Below are 16,771 nucleotides of genomic sequence, written 5' to 3'. Positions count from 1 at the left end.
AAGGTTCTATATTTAAGTGAGCATCTTATTCATATCAAATCAGGAAATAAATACCCATTTATAGACAAAAATGGACATCCCGCAGGGATAACGCCACGTCCTTCCCTGATAAAATAAAATCTAATTCATTGATGCCACGTAAAAAAACAAGAACTCCAGTGATAAGCCATTAGCACCTCCAACCAGTGTGCACAAAAAAGCTTCGCGGACAGCATTAATGTCAACATTAATATGTTGTCGAGGGCATAACGAAAAATGTATTTTTATGTACACTTTTGCTTGTTGACGAAAAGAGCAGCGTTATCTATATTCGCATACCGTTATTTTTGTCATTACTCACCATGGTTCAATGTTAGTTATTTGTTACGTCATTACGTTTCACATCTTTCATCTACTTGTTTGCAACAATAATATTCCATTAAGTAATAACAGAAATTAAATTTAGTATCGCGTAATCTTTTCAGGAATTAACATAATCCGTGGCAAAGTCTCTGTTTTCCCTTAAAGCAATAAAAGGGTGGCAACATTCCATCACTGGCAAAATAACGCAGTTCTTGCTGGCGGGTATCGTTATTGCTTTTAGCGCTGGCGCCTTTACTAACTGGAGCCTGATAGACAACTTTTCTTATCAGCAGTGGGTACAGCGAGCTGAAGCAAATGCGCAGATTATGACCTACATCATCCGTAGCGTGTATACCACCGTTTCGGTTGAGACCAGCGATGCGGGGCAGATATCCCGCATCGTCTCCGACAGACAGATTGGCGATACCGACTCCATCCTGCAAACCGGTTATAACCCGGTAGACGTCCTGGCGCTGGCGTCAGTTCAGACGCACAGCCCCACCTGGCTGTTTCTCTATACGCCGGAGAAAGGTTTCGTTGGCATCAATAACAAATCAGAAGATGGCGAAGGGATTATCTCCTTCTCAGGCCGACTGCCGCGCGATGTGCTGGTCAATTACTATGTTGGTTTCGCCCAGATTAATGGCGAAGAGTGCTTTATCAGCGCCGTACCTATTTTGACGCCTTCTGGTGAGATCCTCGGGAGCCTGATAAGCAGCATCGGTAAAAAAAGCGAGTTGTATGCCACCTACGACGCGATGCTTAAAAAGAGCAGTATCATTTTTGTTCTGATTTTACTGGTGACGCTGGCCCTGGTCACAATGTTTATGCGCCGCCTGTTCCGTCCTGTTCCGCTGCTGATAAACTCCCTCACCCGCATCGCCCATGAAGAGACGGATTGCATAACCCCCTATCTTGATCAGGACGACGAAATTGGGCATCTGGCCGGGGCTATTGAAAAACTGCGCGTCGCGATGAAAGAGCGTGGCTATCTGCAACGCATGCATGAAATGTCGCAGAAGATGGAGCATATGGCCCATCATGATTCACTCACCGGATTACCCAACCGCGTTTCGTTCGGCCAGGCGTTGGATAAGCGCGTCAGTGAACTGCATCTGGAGGACAGAGCGTTCAATCTGCTATTGATTGACCTCGACAACTTCAAGCCGGTGAACGACACCTTCGGCCATAAAGCGGGCGATGAACTGTTAATCAGCGTTGCCCAACGTCTGCAGTTATTGCTGGGTCCCAACGATATTGCGGCGCGTCTGGGCGGTGATGAATTCGCCATCCTGCAACATGTCGACGACAACGCCATCAAAGAAGCGAATCGGCTGGCGAAGCGTATCATCCGCGCGCTGAGCACCCCGTTTACCTGGAGTTCTCATACTTTTTCTATCAGCTGTAGCATCGGTATTACCACCGCGCCCAGGCAGGGGAATACTACCTCAACGCTCATGATCAATGCCGACCTTGCCATGTACGCGTCTAAACATCATGGCCGGGGTTGCTTCCACTTCTTCGAAGACGGCATGGTGATGATGCAAACCCACAGCCTGTTCATTAATCAGGAAATTATCGATGGTATTGATAACAAGGAGTTCGAACTTCATTACCAGCCGATTATTAATCTGCAAGATGAAAGCGTTTATGGCTACGAATCGCTGATCCGCTGGAATCACCCCACTAAGGGGCTGATTTATCCCGATTATTTTATCAATATCGCCGAAAGCTCCGGCCTGATTGTGCGTTTAGGCGAATGGATTATTCGCCAGTCCTGCGAAGCCGCAGCCAAATGGCCAGAGCATGTCAGAGTTGCCGTTAATATCTCGGCCTACCAGTTGCACAGCCCCGGACTGGTTGACGTGATTAAAGATGCGTTACGCATCAGCCAGATCTCAGCGGAACGCCTGGAAATAGAAATCACCGAATCAGAAAAACTGGATAAATCGATCGCCTTACCCGTACTGAAAGAGATCCGTTCTCTGGGTATCGAAATCGCGATGGACGATTTAGGAACCGGCTACGCGGCGCTGGACTATCTGCTGATCTATCCCTTCACGCGTATCAAGATCGCGCGCACGTTGGTCGATAAGCTCCAGCAGGATAATGCCAGCCAGTATTTGATTGTGATGCTGATTCAGTTTGCCCATAAATACAATATGTCGGTTACCGCTGAAGGGGTGGAAACCGCACAGCAGCGCGACATTTTGCGCGCCATTGAATGCCAGAATGTACAGGGCTATTTCTTTAGCTATCCGCTGCGTGAACGTGAGGTACTTGCCGCGTTTGCCGCAGAGGTCAGTGAAGAAGGACTGTGCCATGTCTGACATCTTGCGCCTGGCAAAACGCATGCTGATGGCGGTTGCCCTGCTGATGGTTGGGGCTACGCCATGCTTAGCGGGAACTCAGTTGCAACTGCACACGCTGGAGCAGATCGCGACTACAAAAACCATTACCCTTGGTTATCAGGATGATGCGTTTCCTTTTTCCTGGCAGAACGGCAACCGCCCTGCGGGTTACTCTATCGATATCTGCAACAGTATCGTCAGCGCGCTCAAGACAAAACTTCAGCTTAAAAAGCTGAATGTAAAGTGGGTAAAAGCCAATTCAGCATCGCAGTTTGTACTGATTAAAAACCACATGGCAGACATCATGTGTATACCTGCCTTTTATTCGAAAAGTCGCCACACTATTAGCGAATTTTCACTGCCGTTTTACTTTTCAAGCACCCGCTTTGTGATGCGTAAAAATGAAAGTAATGACAGTCTGGCAGAACTTTCGGGACATAGTGTGCTGGTAAAAAGCGGTACGATTTACGTTGAACAACTGCAAAAAGTGAATGCCGCTAATGACCTGGATATTAATATTCAGCTCGATACCAATAACATTACAGCCTTCAATGAACTGAAGAACGGCGAGTATTCTGCGCTGATCTCCAGCACCGTTTTACTGAAAGGGATGATTGCGCAAACGCCTAACCCTGAAGACTATGAACTTTCCAACATTGCGCTTAGCGCTCCACTACCGGCAGGCTTGTTACTGCCGTTACACGATAAAGAATTTAAAGAATTCGTTGATGCCACGCTTTCTTCCCTGATGACCAGCAACGAATTTACTGCGCTGTACAATAAATGGTTTCTGTCTCCCATTGCCCCGCAAGCTATTAATTTAAACATCCCCATGTCAGACAACCTGAAAGCATTAACCGCAGCTAAAAAGAAGATCAGTTTTGATTATGAAAAATATAATTAATCGTGAGATGACAAAGATGAAGCGCACGGTGCAATGGCTGTTGTTACTGGCAGGCATCGTCATTTCCCCCGCGCTGATGGCGCAACAGAACGCTGCGACGCTCGACCACATTCAGAACAGCAGCGTGCTAAACGTGGGTTATCGCCAGCTGCCGCCGTTCTCTTTTACAGACAACAGTGGCAAGGTCACGGGGTATACCATCGCGGTATGTAACATGATTGCCGATAAGTTACGCCAATATCTGAAGCTCAACAAATTAACCATTCATTATATTCCCGTGAATTTTGCCGAACGCTTCTCCGCATTAAACACGCGTAAAATTGATATGGACTGTGGCGTAAATACCAATGCGCCGGAGCGAACCTCCAGCGTGTCGTTTTCTGACAACTATTACACCGCAAAGATGCGCATCATCTCTTTGCGTAAAAATAATATCCAGTCAATTGCCGATCTTAAAGGACGCACGGTGAGTCTGACCGGAAGCTCAAAAGATTTGCTGGAATTTAATAAAGCAAACAGAGAGCAACATCTTAATATTTCAACGATTACCAGCACTACCATAAAGGGTGCATTTGAGAAGATGGCGCATAATGAATCCGCCGCGTTCTTTGTTGATGATATTCTCGCCTGGCCGCTGATTAATCATAGCGAGCAACCCGAACTGTTCAGCGTCTCAGCACAGAGCATCGGTAACGATATGCACTATGCCATTATGATGAGGAAAAACGATCCGCAGTTTGTGGCGTTTGTTAACGGTACGCTGAAGGACTTTTTTGCCTCGCCGACCAATATGCAATTACGCAAAAAGTGGTTGTCTCCCTGGACCTGCGAAAAGATGAAAAATCCATCGCCAGGCAGTTGCCAGCATAACCATTGAACATTATCAGCAACAGCTTACGCCACCGCCTGCTTCGCCTGTGGAAAATCCCCGGGATGCTGCTGTTGCTGCTATCGGTCCATTCGCTACGTGCGGCCTGGGATTTTGCCAGTATTCAGCAGAATTCTGATGCGCTTTACGGCCCGGCAACGCCAGAGGCGCAACAACGGATCCGCGCCTGGCAACAGCTTTTGCTTACGTTGCGCAGTGCCGACGAGCAAACGCAATTACGCGCCGTAAATCAATTCTTTAACGATAAAATCCGTTATACCGAAGACATTGATGCCTGGCACAGCGTGGATTACTGGGCCACTCCCATTGAGTCGCTGCGCAAAGGTGAAGCGGATTGTGAAGACTACGCGATCGCCAAATATTTCACCCTCCGCCAGTTGGGCGTCTCCGAAGACAAGCTACGCATCACTTACGTTAAAGCCCTGCGCTTAAACCGCGCGCACATGGTGCTGACCTGGTACGCCACCCCTGAGGCGATTCCTCTGGTGCTCGACAGCCTGACCAGCACTATTTCACCTGCTACGCAGCGCATGGATTTATTACCCGTCTACTCCTTTAACAACACTGGCCTTTGGCTTCCCGGCAATCAGAACAATAAACGTGTTGGGGACAGCAAAAGGCTATCTCGCTGGCAGCAAGTTTTCACCAAAATGCGGGAAGAAGGCTTCCCGATGGATAAATAGGAATCGCCCGTGTCTCTTTTTAAACAGTTACTTCTGGCAATCTCTCTCTTTATGATGGTTGTATTCAGCGGCAATTTTATTGTGACGCTGGAGAGTTCCCGCAATCAATCCAATAACCAACTTCTTTCACATGCCCAGGATGCGGCAACGGCGCTGGGCGTTTCGCTGACGCCCAACGTCAACGACCCGGCAATGATCGAGCTGATGGTGAGCTCTATTTTCGATAGCGGTTACTACAAAAAAATCCGCATCGTCGACCTGGCAAACGGCAAAATGATGCTTGAGCGCAGCGCTGCGACATCTATTCCCGACGTCCCCGGCTGGTTCGTTGATCTGGTGGATGTCACTCCGCAAACCGGTGAGGCAACGATTATGCGCGGCTGGCAGCAGGCTGCACGGGTTGAAGTGACCAGCGATCCTATCTTTGCCGTACAGCGTCTGTGGGACAATACCCTGGGTAATCTGTTGTGGATGCTGTCCTGCAGCCTCGCCTGCTTAATCGCCGGTAGTCTACTGCTGCGCAAGCTGCTACGCCCGCTCAATTATCTGGCAAAGCAGTCGGAAGCGATTACCCGCCGCGAGTTTCTGACGCTCCACGAGTTGCCAAAAACGCCAGAATTGCGCCGCGTTGTGGGCGCTATGAATTTGATGGCTGCGAAGCTCAAGTCGTTATTTGAAGAACAAGCTATCTACAGCGAACGTCTGCACAATGAGGCTTATCTCGACAGCCAGACTGGAATTGCCAACCGCCGGGCGTTCGATATGCAGCTTCAGGCGCGGCTAAGCGACGCCGATACCGCGCCGGGATATCTGTTGCTGGTCCGCGTTCAGGATTTGGGCGGTCTGAATCAGCGTTTTGGCGGGCCGCATACCGATAAGCTGTTGCTCAATATCGCCAACCTGCTGAACGCGCATAAAGAAAAATATGCCTCTCTCGACAGTACGCTGGCCCGCATTCGCGGCGGTGAGTTTGCCCTGCTATGTCCTGGCGTGACCCACGGTGAAATGCTGGACTTGTCCCATTCGCTCGGCCAAAAGCTGACGGCCTTTTACGCCACCGGGATGTCAGACCAACAGCCGGTGGCCTACACCAGCATGGTACCGTTTAGCGCCGGGGATAACGCCCAGTCATTGCTGATTCAGGCCGATCGCCTGCTGGTAGAAGCCGAAACGCGCACCGATCATCAGGTCGTTCCCACCGCAGAGGTACCTGCGAGTACAGAAGATCAGCATTTGTGGTTTGTTCGTCTGGAGCATGCGCTGGAAAACCAGCAGTTCCAGTTGGTTTATCAGCCGGTGGTCGATTGCCGCCAGCCCGACAAAATTCTGCATTACAAGGTGCTGTCGCGCATCATTGATGAACAAGGTAATACCCTTACCGCCGGTCGATTCCTGCCGTGGATCCACCGCTTTGGCTGGAGCCAACGCCTCGATAAAGTGATGCTGAAACTGACGTTGAATCAGTTGAAAACCGCGCCCGGAAAATTGGCATTGAGTATCTCCGGGAGCTCTGTCGCCAGTGCGACCGCCATTGCTGACCTACTCACTCCACTGCGCTATTCACCGAAATTAGCCAGTCAGTTGATTCTGGAACTCGATGAGAACCAACTGCCAGGCCCTTATCAAATGGCGGCGTTTGTTAAAGCCGTCAGTCAGCACCGCTGCGCGCTGGGTCTGCAACACTTCGGTAGTCGTTTCGATATGATCGGCCATCTGTCACAGTGGGGACTTGCTTACCTGAAAATCGACAGCAGGTATATCCGCAATATTGATGAAGAAAACGATAAGCGTTTATTTATTGAAGTGTTATGCAGCGCCACGCGCAGTATTGACTTGCCGCTCATTGCCGAACGGGTTGAAACACAAGGCGAACTGAAGGTATTGCAGGAGTTAGGGATTGATGGCGCAATGGGCCAATTATTAGGTGAACCCGCGCCGCTGTGATAAAAGCAGGCAGTCTTGAGACGCTTGTATATTGCCGGATGGCGCTTCGCTTATCCGGCCAACAAACTCACTGCCTGCGTCAGCTAAAAAATACGATCATCACCGCCTAGTAGTTGTTCTAACCCGCCAAGTTCCTGGCGCGCATTCGCACGATTCAATAATTTAACCTGCGCCATCGGCGGGAGATCGGTAATGGCAATCACGCCTTTACGCATCAACAGGTAAATCAGATCGTCGAGCACGCGCACCATCTCGAGGTCGCTTTTTTGCAACGTCGCTAAAGCCTGCTGGTTGCCATTTTCCGGGCTTTTTGCCCCGCCTTCTGCCTGCACGTTTGCAGCAGATGAATCAGAATTCATATCAATGCCTTTTCATTTTGCAAGATGCTGCTGCCCTGTTTACGCAGGGCAGCAGGCAATCGTTAGTGGGTGTGGTTTTGATCGGGTTTAGCAATCAGGTGATCTAACGAGTAGGTCGGAGAATGCATCTCGCTACTTGCCGGACCAGACAGCGCGGTATCTATTCCATGCGCCACTTTTGCCGGACTGGCGATCAAGTGATGATCGCCGCCGCTTTGAATGTACTTCGCAATATCTACGCCTTCATGCAGTTCGCGCGCCAGATCGCTGAGATCGACTTTTTCGAGTACGCCCTTCGCCTTATCGTCAGCGCTTAGCACGGCTGTCGCCTGGCCGTGCCCGGTTGCTGCTGGCGCGTAAGACAGAGACAATGCATTGTCATCGAACAGGTTATGCAGCGCATGTTGCATCGCAGCATGATTCCCTTTATCCACCGTATGTCCTTTCACTGGCGTGGGATCGTCCATCGTCACGTTCAGCGTTTGGCTATAAGGCGTAGTATTGCCGTGGTCATCATGCGCCTCAACCAATACGTTTACCCGGTTATGACCTGCACGGAATGCGGAGGTATCGGCCTCAATGTCATAGGTCAGCCCATTATTGCCCTGATGAAGAATGGCATCGTACTGGTGACCATTTACCAGCGCTTTAATATGCTCGCCATCATGCACATCACCGCTCACGCTGCCGGTAATATGCGTGACGGTATGCTGTGATTCCGCGCGTGAGATATGGTTATCCCCGGTAACTTTATCGACGATAAGCGTGGCGTCTGCCTGTTGATCAACCGAATAGCTGTGGGACGTTGTCTTTGAATACGGATTGCCCGGCGCATCATGGCCTTTGACCTCCACCGAAAATGTGGTGTTCACTTCCATGACATGACTGTCCACATCAACGTGATAAACCCGATCGCCATTGCTCAGCGTATCTACCGAACCGGTAAATTCCTGACCGCCAATGTTTAATTTGATCGAATCCCACACATCCACATCACCGCCAAGATGCCCGGTTACCCTCACCGTCGCGCCCTGGAGTTCCTGATGATTGAGAACGTTATCCTGGGTGACATTATCAATATCCATCGTTCCCGCAGCGGTCCTGTCGATGGTAATGGTCTTATCGGTATGGATTTCATCACGGTTACCGGCGTCGTCATGGGCGATAACGTGAGCGAGAATCTTTTGATCGTGAAGCAGGTCAATCGTACTGGCATCTACGCTAAAGACCTTCTGACCGCCGCTATTTTTCACATCAGCGACCAGATCTTTACCGTTAACCGTGACAGTCACCTGATCGCCGACGTCCACATCCCCGGTCACATAGCCGCTGATGGTGGTTTTCGCATGCTGAGTTTCCTCATTATTCAGCACATCATCAACTGACACCTTATTCAGCACGATGCTGGCATCGACATGCGTGTCGATAGTGACCGTTTTGTCGTTCACGGCATGCATTGGGTTCAACGCCGAATCCTGTCCTTGCACACTCACATGGATAGTTGGGTCGTTTTGCAGTCCTGTCGTGCTCACCATCGCTTTGTAGCCCAGCTGTCCGTTCATATGCGGCAGCTCAATGACGCGCGTATGTACCGTGAAGCCATCGACGAGAATGGCAACTTTATCACCGAGATGCACATCGCCATCCACCGTACCACTCACCTCAACGCTACCGCCTTTCACTTCATCAGCATTGATAATATCGTCGCCGCCGACGGTGTTGATGGTCACACTGCCGCCTGCCGTTTGATCAATCGAATAGCCCTGCTTGAAACTGGCTGGCTGCACGTTACCGTGATCGTCATATCCTGTAACGGTGGCGACAATGGCGCTATCGGCCAGCAGGTCTTGGGTGTAGATATCCACGCTATAGTGATGATTATTATCGACAGTCGCCGCATAAGGGTTGCCGTTAACCGTCAGCGTCACCTTATCGCCCGGGTGCACATCTCCTGAGACCGACCCCGTTACGGTCATCTTATGCTGCTGCGACTCCTGCGCATTAAGCACATTGTCATCGGCAATTTTATCAATCGTCACGCCAGCATTAGCGCTCAGATCGACCACGACATGGCTGCTGGCGGAGGCACTGCCCTGATTGCCATGAGCATCCGTCGCCAATACCGTCGCGACAACATCCGGATCATTATGCAGGTCGTTGATACTGACCTTCGTCGACCAGGCCCAGTGACCGTGTTTATCATCATGTACTACCGCGGTCAGCGTATTGCCATTAACCTGCAGGCTCACCACGCTGCCGTCATGGATCCCTTCACCGCTTACCGTGCCGCTGATGGTGGTTTTACCACTTTGCGCTTCCGCCGCATTGATAACATCATCACCGGCAATCTTATCCATCGTTATCTGCAGCGGGTTATCCGTGTCGATGGTGATGGTTTTCTGCACCAAGTCTGTCGCAATCCCCGCCGTAACAGAGACATCAAACGTTGGATTCGCCTGCAGTTCACTCGTCGGCACATCCACTTCGTATGCCAGTTGCCCCGGCATCGTCGGGATAGTCATGACGTGCCCGGAGTACTGCACATTATTGATGGTGACAATAACATCGTCCCCGGCCTGAACGTCGCCGGTGACCAGACCTCGGATTGCCGTGGTTCCTTTTTGCGCTTCATCGTGGTTGAGAACGTCATCGCCCGCCACTTTATCAACGGTGAGATGCACGGTCGGTTGGTGCGGCGGTGTGGTGCCAGTACCTGTTGTCGACGGGGTGTGCATACCATAAGGAGTATTGGCTGGAATAAAGGTATTGGTTACCCACGGAAGATCGATAAATTTATGTTCTACTGCTGTCGCCGTATTGCCATGATCATCATGGGTGGTGATGGAGACAGTGATATTGCCGTTGTTATTCCAGTCCTGGAAAAGAATATCCAGCGTGTAACCCAATTGCCCATCAGGGAGGGTAATAACATGTGTTTCCAGGTGCGTGTTGTTACCCACATCAACTGTAACCAAATCATTAAGCTTCGCGTCTGGGGTAACATGCCCTGTTACCGTCACAAATTCGGGGCGGTCTCCAGCGGGTAGCGCCATGCCTTGCCAGCTTAACGCAGAGTCAATCGTTATCCCGGCATCTGCAACGGTATCAACCACCACAGGCATGTCATCGTGCCCGTGTGCAATATTGCCTGCGTCATCTTTTGCCGTTACTTCGGCATGAATCTTCGGATCCATAAGCAGATCCAGAGTCGACACCTTAGTGCTGAAAGCCCGCTGGCCGCCGTGATCTTCCACCTGCGCATAGTAGATCTGATGATTGATGGTCAACTCAACGGTATCGCCGATTTTGACATCGCCTCCCACCGTACCCGTAACCGTCGTTTGCGGCTTCAGGGCTGCGTCGTGGTTAATCACCCCCCCACCGCTACCGGTGAAAATCGGATCAATATGTACAATCGCATCAATCTTGTCGTCAATGACCACGGTACTGTGCGCATCTGCCGTCGCGTTATTACCTGCCGCATCGGTAGTGGTGATGGTTGCAGTAATATGCGGATCGTTTTGCAGCCAATGCGTATCCACCTTAATGGAGTAACCCAACGTTCCCAGATTTGGCAGGTCCACCACGGTGGCATCAACCGTATGGCCACCAATATTCAGGTGCACCACATCATTAATTTTTGCATCGCCACCGACCGTACCGCTGACGATCGTCGTGGTTTGCCCTAATTCAATCTGATTCAATACATCATCGCCCGTTACCGGATCGATAGTGATTGAGGCTTTCGCTTCAGCGTCCAGCGTAACCGTATGATGCGCTGTAATTTGCGCATGGTTCAGGGCATCGTCCGTGATATCCATGGTGACGTCGATATGCGGATCGGCAACCAGATCGGCCGTGGCAACCGGAATATGGAAGCCCATCTGCTGATTGCCACGATCTTCCACCACGCCTGAATAGTTGTGGCCATTGATGGTCATGGTGAACGGATCGCCCGGATGAACTTCACCGCTCACCGAGCCGCTCACTATCGTATAGCCATGCATTTGCTCGGCAAGGTTCAGCGTATTATCCGGCGTCACGGCGTCAATGGTTATCTGCGCATCTACACGGGTATCGATAATAACGGTGGTTTCTGCATTGGCCGTAGCCGGGTTGCCCGCACCATCGGTGGTGCTGACCGTCGCGGTTAAATGCGGATCGGAGATCAGATCGGCAGTACTGACTTTAATGCTGTAGCCGAGAACCCCGCCTCCTACGTCACTCACTTTCCCCGTCAGGACGTGACCATTCACGGTAAGGTAAACAACGTCATTGACGTGAACATCCCCAGCCACTTTCCCGGTTACATAGGTTAATGGCTGTTTTGATTCATCGCCGTTAATCATATTGTCGCCAGTAACGGGATCAATCGTCAGCATGGCTTTGGCATGTAAATCAACCACCAGATCGTGCGATATCTCCGCTTTCTGGAAATTATGCACATTATCCTCGCCGACTACGCGGGCCACGATATGCGGGTCTTTGACCAGATCGCGGCTCAGAACGTCCAGCTTATATCCCAGCGCATTGTTATGCTCCGGGAGTCGCTGAACGGTTGTTTCGTAGGTATGTCCATGTACGATAACCTGAACTTTATCCCCGACATGCACATCGCCGCCCCCAACCGTCCCCATCACCTCAGTGAGGTGTTTCGCGGCTTCTGCGCCGTTGAGCTTGTCATCGCCCGCCACCGTATCAACGGTAATTCTGGCCCCGGCATGGTTATCAATATGGACGTCATGGGTTGCGGTGGTAATGACCTCATTTTTAACCGCATCGTGGGAGATAACCGTGACGCTCACGGTCACATTTTTATCCTGGTTACCTTTGTTATCGCTGAACGCCGTTGATTTGACCGGGACCTGATAGCCTAAGTGACCGCCCCCGAGATCAATCACCTTGCCGTTAAACGTCTGGTGATTGATTTCTACGATCACCGCATCGCCAACCTGCGCATCACCGCCGACCTTACCGCTGATGAGCTGCATCGGCGTATCCAGCTCAAGATGGTTAAGGTTGTTGTCATCAGTGACGCTATCAATAGTGACGGTGCTTTGCGCTTGCGTATCCAGCGTAACGCTTCGATGCTCTACCGCCACCGCCTGATTGCCCGCAGCGTCGTGGCTGACCAGCGTCACCATCACGTCGTTGCTGCCTTCCTGCAACACACCTGTTGGAACAAATACGTCGTAGCGCAGAACGCCGTGATCGTTAACCACCGTGCCGCTAAAGTCCTGATTATGTCCCTGCACGTGAACAGTCACCACGTCACCCGCTTTGGCATCCAGACCTTTCGCGATACCGCTAATCAGCGTCGGCATGCGGTTTTCAATGGCGTTCACCACATCATCCGATGCCACTACATCAGTCGTTACCTCGTTTTTGGCAAAATTATCGATGTGAATTTTATGGCTATCGGTAGCGATGGCAAGGTTACCCGCCGCATCATGAGAGGTGACAGTGACATGCACATCGACATCCGTTAACACATGGACGCTATTGTTCGCAAAGGCTGATGAGTCAACATCAATGCGGTAACCTAGATGCCCGTTACCAAGGTCAATGACCTGGCTTGCGTACTGATGACCATTAACGTCCAGTTGAATGGGATCGCCAACTTTCGCATCTTCACCATCGACGATGCCGGTAATGCGCTGTGTTGCCGCAGACAGTTCCTGGAAATTGATGACATTGTCCGTGGCAATGTTATCCAGTGAGATAGCGTTTTGCGCATGAGTATCAACCGTGATAATCCGGTGCGACGCACTGGTCACTGCGTTGCCCAGCGCGTCATGGCTCAACAGGGTCGCAACTACCGCATTCTTACCTTCATGCAAGGTTCCATGCGGCAGAACCACTTCATAGCGTAGCTGACCGTTATCGTTGACCACCGTGCCGTTAAAGTCTTGCCCATGAACGCTTATTTTTACCGCATCCCCCTCCCGGGCATCGCCACCGGCTACGATACTAATAATGGTGGGCATCCGGTTTTCACTGGCGTTGACCACATTGTCCGTCGCCACTGCGTCAATCTTGAGGGTGTTTTCCGCGTAGTTATCGATATGAACTTTATGGGAATCGGTCGCGATCGCCAGGTTACCCGCGGCGTCATGAGAAGTCACCATTGCGGTAATTTTCACATTCGTCAGCACATGACCGCTGTTATCGGCGAATGCAGACGAGTCTACATCGATGCTGTACCCCAGTTTTCCGCGGCCAAAATCAATCACCTTACCGCTGTACTGATGGCCGTTTATCTCCAGTAGGACCGGATCGTTGACCTTCGCATCTTCACCGCCAACAAAACCGGTAATCGTCTGTTTAGCCGCCGTTAGCTCTTGATAATTCAACGCATTATCTACAGTGACGTCATGTATACGGACAGTATTATGCGCCTGCGTGTCCAGCGTGATGGTGCGATGCGCCAGAGCGGTAACTTCATTCCCCACCGCATCATGGCTGACAAGCGTTACCGCCACCTCATTTTTGCCTTCCAGCAAGGCCGTCTTCGGCAGTGCAACTTCATAGCGCAACTGGCCGTTATCATTAACGACCGTTCCGGTATAGTTTTGCCCACACATGCTAACAGTGACCACATCGCCTGCTCTGGCATCACCGCCGGCTGCACCGCTAATCAGCGTTACCATGCGGTTTTCAATGGCGTTGACTACGTCATCCGTCGCTACCGCGTCGATGCTGACCTGGTTGGTGGCAAAGTTATCAATGTGCACGTTGTGGGTGTCGGTGGCGATCGCCAGGTTACCCGCCGCATCGTGAGAGGTAACCGTGACCTTCACTTCCACATTACCGTCAATCGGTACGCTGTTGTTGGCAAAGTCTGAAGTGTCTACCGTGATACGGTAGCCCAGCGTATTGTTGCCTAAATCGATAACCTCCCCGCGGTACTGGTGACCGTTAATTTCGAGTTGAACCGGATCGCCAGGTTTAGCATCTTCATTGCTGCCGATGAAGCCGGAGATGACCTGGTTACGTGAGAACAGCTCACTCCGATTCAGGGTGTTATCGCTGTCTACATCATTAATTGTCAGAGAGTTGTGCGCCTGAGTGTCCAGCATGATGGTACGGTGCGCGATCGCCGTTACTTCGTTACCTGCCGCATCGTGACTGACCAGGGTCACCACCACATCGTTTTTACCTTCCAGCAGCGTCCCTTTCGGTAATGCCACTTCGTAACGCATCTGGCCGTTATCATCGACCACCGTTCCGGCAAATTTAAGCCCCTGCACGCTAACAGCAACCGCGTCGCCCGCTTTGGCATCACCGCCCGCCACGCCGCTAATCAGCGTGGTCATACGGTTTTCAATGGCGTTGACCACATCGTCCGTCGCTACCGCGCCAATGTTGACCTGATTAGTCGCGAGATTATCAATGTGTACGCTGTGAGTATCGGTGGCAATCGCCAGGTTGCCCGCCGCATCGTGAGAGGTGACTGTAACCTTCACTTCCACGTTACCATCAACCGGCGTGCTGTTATTTGCAAAGTCAGATGAGCTCACCGCAACACGGTATCCCAGCCTGTTATTGCCAAGGGAGATAACCTGAGCGTGGTACTGATGACCGTTAATCTCCAGTTGCAGCGGGTCGCCAACTTTGGCGTCTTCGCCACTCACTGTGCCGGAAATCACCTGATTACGCATATACAGCTCTACACGATTCAGGGTGTTATCGTCGGTCACATTGTCGATGGTCAGCGCGTTATGTGACTGAGTATCCAGCACCACAGTGCGATGCGTTACGGCGGTGGCTTCATTACCTACAGCGTCATGGCTGACCAGCGTCACCTGCACATCGTTCGCACCTTCCTTCAGGGTTGCGGAAGGCACCACAATTTCATAGCGTAGCTGACCATGATCGTCGAAAACCGTGCCGTGAAACGCTTTGCCCTGAATAGTCAGCGTTATCGGATCGCCCGCTTTCGCATCACCGCTGGCAACGCCTGAAATAACGGTCGGCATACGAAACTCATTGGCGTTGACGACATCATCATTCGCCACCGTTTCAATGGTCACGGCATTTTGCGCAAACAGATCGTTGTTGACGTGATGATCGGTAGAAACCGTGGTGCTGTTTCCGGCATCGTCGACAGAGGTTAACGTGGCGTGAATATTCGGGTCATTCAATAATCCCTGAGTCAGCACCGGGATGGTATAAGTCAGAGTCCCTGTTCCCGGGTCGGTAACAACGCCGGTATATTCCCGGCCATCGACCAGTAAGGAAATGAGATCGCCAGGCCTTGCATCACCGCCGACAATCCCGTGGATTAACGTTTGCGGTTGGCGTGACTCTTCGAAGTTTATGAGGTTATCCGGCGTGACATTTTCAACGCTAATGCTGATATTTGGTCCAGTAATATCAATCAGCGCATGGTCAAAACTTTCCGCCGTCCGTCCCGTCACATCGGTCGCGATTGCCACCACTGTTACATTTCCAGGTACCAGTCCTGCCAGATCGGTAGCAATATTCCAGTGCCCGTTGTTCACCGGAACAGTTACGGTGAATGTGTTTTTTTGGCTATCGCTGAAGGTAAGCGTGACGTGATTTTGATTACTGGTGCCACTTAAATGGGTCTGGTGAAATTCGCTTTTGTTAATAAAACCATCGTTGCCGGCAAACTCGGTAATTTGCACTTCTGGCGGGAAAACATTCGCGGAGCCCGCGGTCACGCCTCCTATCGGCAGATTGATATCCCAGCCCGGACTACCGAGACCTTGAGTGTTAAAACCTGCTGTCGGATCAACCACCTGCCCGGTCAATTCAAGCTGCACCAGAGTATGACCGCCTCCGCCGCCCTCTAATGTTATCGGCGCTTCATTACCTGCAGCGGTGGCTTCCAGCACCTGCGTCGGATCAGCGCCTTCGGCAATGGCTTTTTGTGCGGCGGCAATATCCTGGGCGCTACTCTCCGGGTTATGGCTGGCCTGTAGCCCATGCTCGCCCCAGTGGCTGTTACGCCCGATATCCAGCGTTTTTCCGTCTGGTAAAGAGACACTTACCGCGCCGCTGGCGCCGGTCACAATTTCTTCACCGCTATATACCCTGTCGCCTTCATGAACCTGTCGTTGTGCGCCATTGGCATCAACAACGTAAACCTGTCCAATGATTGCTTTGATCACACCGAGTAATTTGCTCACCGTAACCTCACTTAAATATCATCATTATTTTTATAAACTCGCTAATATATTAACGAACAAATATCACATTAATTTAATGTAAACATTAATATCTCAATGTAGAAAAAAACACATTTTATTGAATGCAATTACATGAGACTTGAC

7 protein-coding genes are annotated in these 16,771 nt (G+C 51.0%); 5 read left to right on the top strand and 2 right to left on the bottom strand.

The features are described from left to right. Positions 1–479: 479 nt before the first annotated feature. The 5 genes from WHR59_RS04950 to WHR59_RS04930 are packed head-to-tail and all read left to right on the top strand — an operon-like array spanning position 480 to position 7,113. Positions 480–2,672 carry a putative bifunctional diguanylate cyclase/phosphodiesterase gene (locus WHR59_RS04950; RefSeq protein ID WP_338843654.1) on the top strand — a complete coding sequence of 731 codons (2,193 nt, stop codon included), beginning with the start codon at positions 480–482 and terminating at the stop codon, positions 2,670–2,672. After that, positions 2,665–3,597 (top strand): transporter substrate-binding domain-containing protein, encoded by a 933-nt coding sequence (locus WHR59_RS04945; RefSeq protein WP_181231126.1) that lies wholly within the window; start codon positions 2,665–2,667, stop codon positions 3,595–3,597. Before WHR59_RS04950 ends, WHR59_RS04945 begins: the two co-directional genes overlap by 8 nt. A gap of 16 nt (positions 3,598–3,613) precedes the next feature. Next, positions 3,614–4,474, top strand: coding sequence for a transporter substrate-binding domain-containing protein (locus WHR59_RS04940; RefSeq protein ID WP_233602720.1), 861 nt, complete (start codon positions 3,614–3,616; stop codon positions 4,472–4,474). A gap of 56 nt (positions 4,475–4,530) precedes the next feature. Further along, positions 4,531–5,169 (top strand): cysteine protease LapG, encoded by a 639-nt coding sequence (lapG, locus tag WHR59_RS04935; RefSeq protein ID WP_286523623.1) that lies wholly within the window; start codon positions 4,531–4,533, stop codon positions 5,167–5,169. 9 nt (positions 5,170–5,178) lie between these two features. Continuing rightward, on the top strand, positions 5,179–7,113 hold the full coding sequence (locus tag WHR59_RS04930; protein ID WP_338843653.1) for a bifunctional diguanylate cyclase/phosphodiesterase: 1,935 nt from the start codon (positions 5,179–5,181) through the stop codon (positions 7,111–7,113). 83 nt (positions 7,114–7,196) lie between these two features. Here WHR59_RS04930 and WHR59_RS04925 read toward each other — a convergent pair whose 3' ends face one another. Continuing rightward, positions 7,197–7,472, bottom strand: coding sequence for a hypothetical protein (locus WHR59_RS04925; RefSeq protein WP_075145710.1), 276 nt, complete (start codon positions 7,470–7,472; stop codon positions 7,197–7,199). Between the two features lie 62 nt (positions 7,473–7,534). Then, positions 7,535–16,627: a retention module-containing protein gene (locus WHR59_RS04920; RefSeq protein ID WP_338843652.1), complete on the bottom strand. Its 9,093-nt coding sequence runs from the start codon at positions 16,625–16,627 to the stop codon at positions 7,535–7,537. Between the last annotated feature and the right edge of the window lie 144 nt (positions 16,628–16,771).

Origin of the sequence: Citrobacter europaeus, from assembly GCF_037482245.1 — a bacterium.
GTDB classification, from domain to species: domain Bacteria; phylum Pseudomonadota; class Gammaproteobacteria; order Enterobacterales; family Enterobacteriaceae; genus Citrobacter; species Citrobacter europaeus.
Note: the sequence above shows the minus strand (reverse complement) of the source record. Positions and strands in the feature narration are given on the sequence as shown.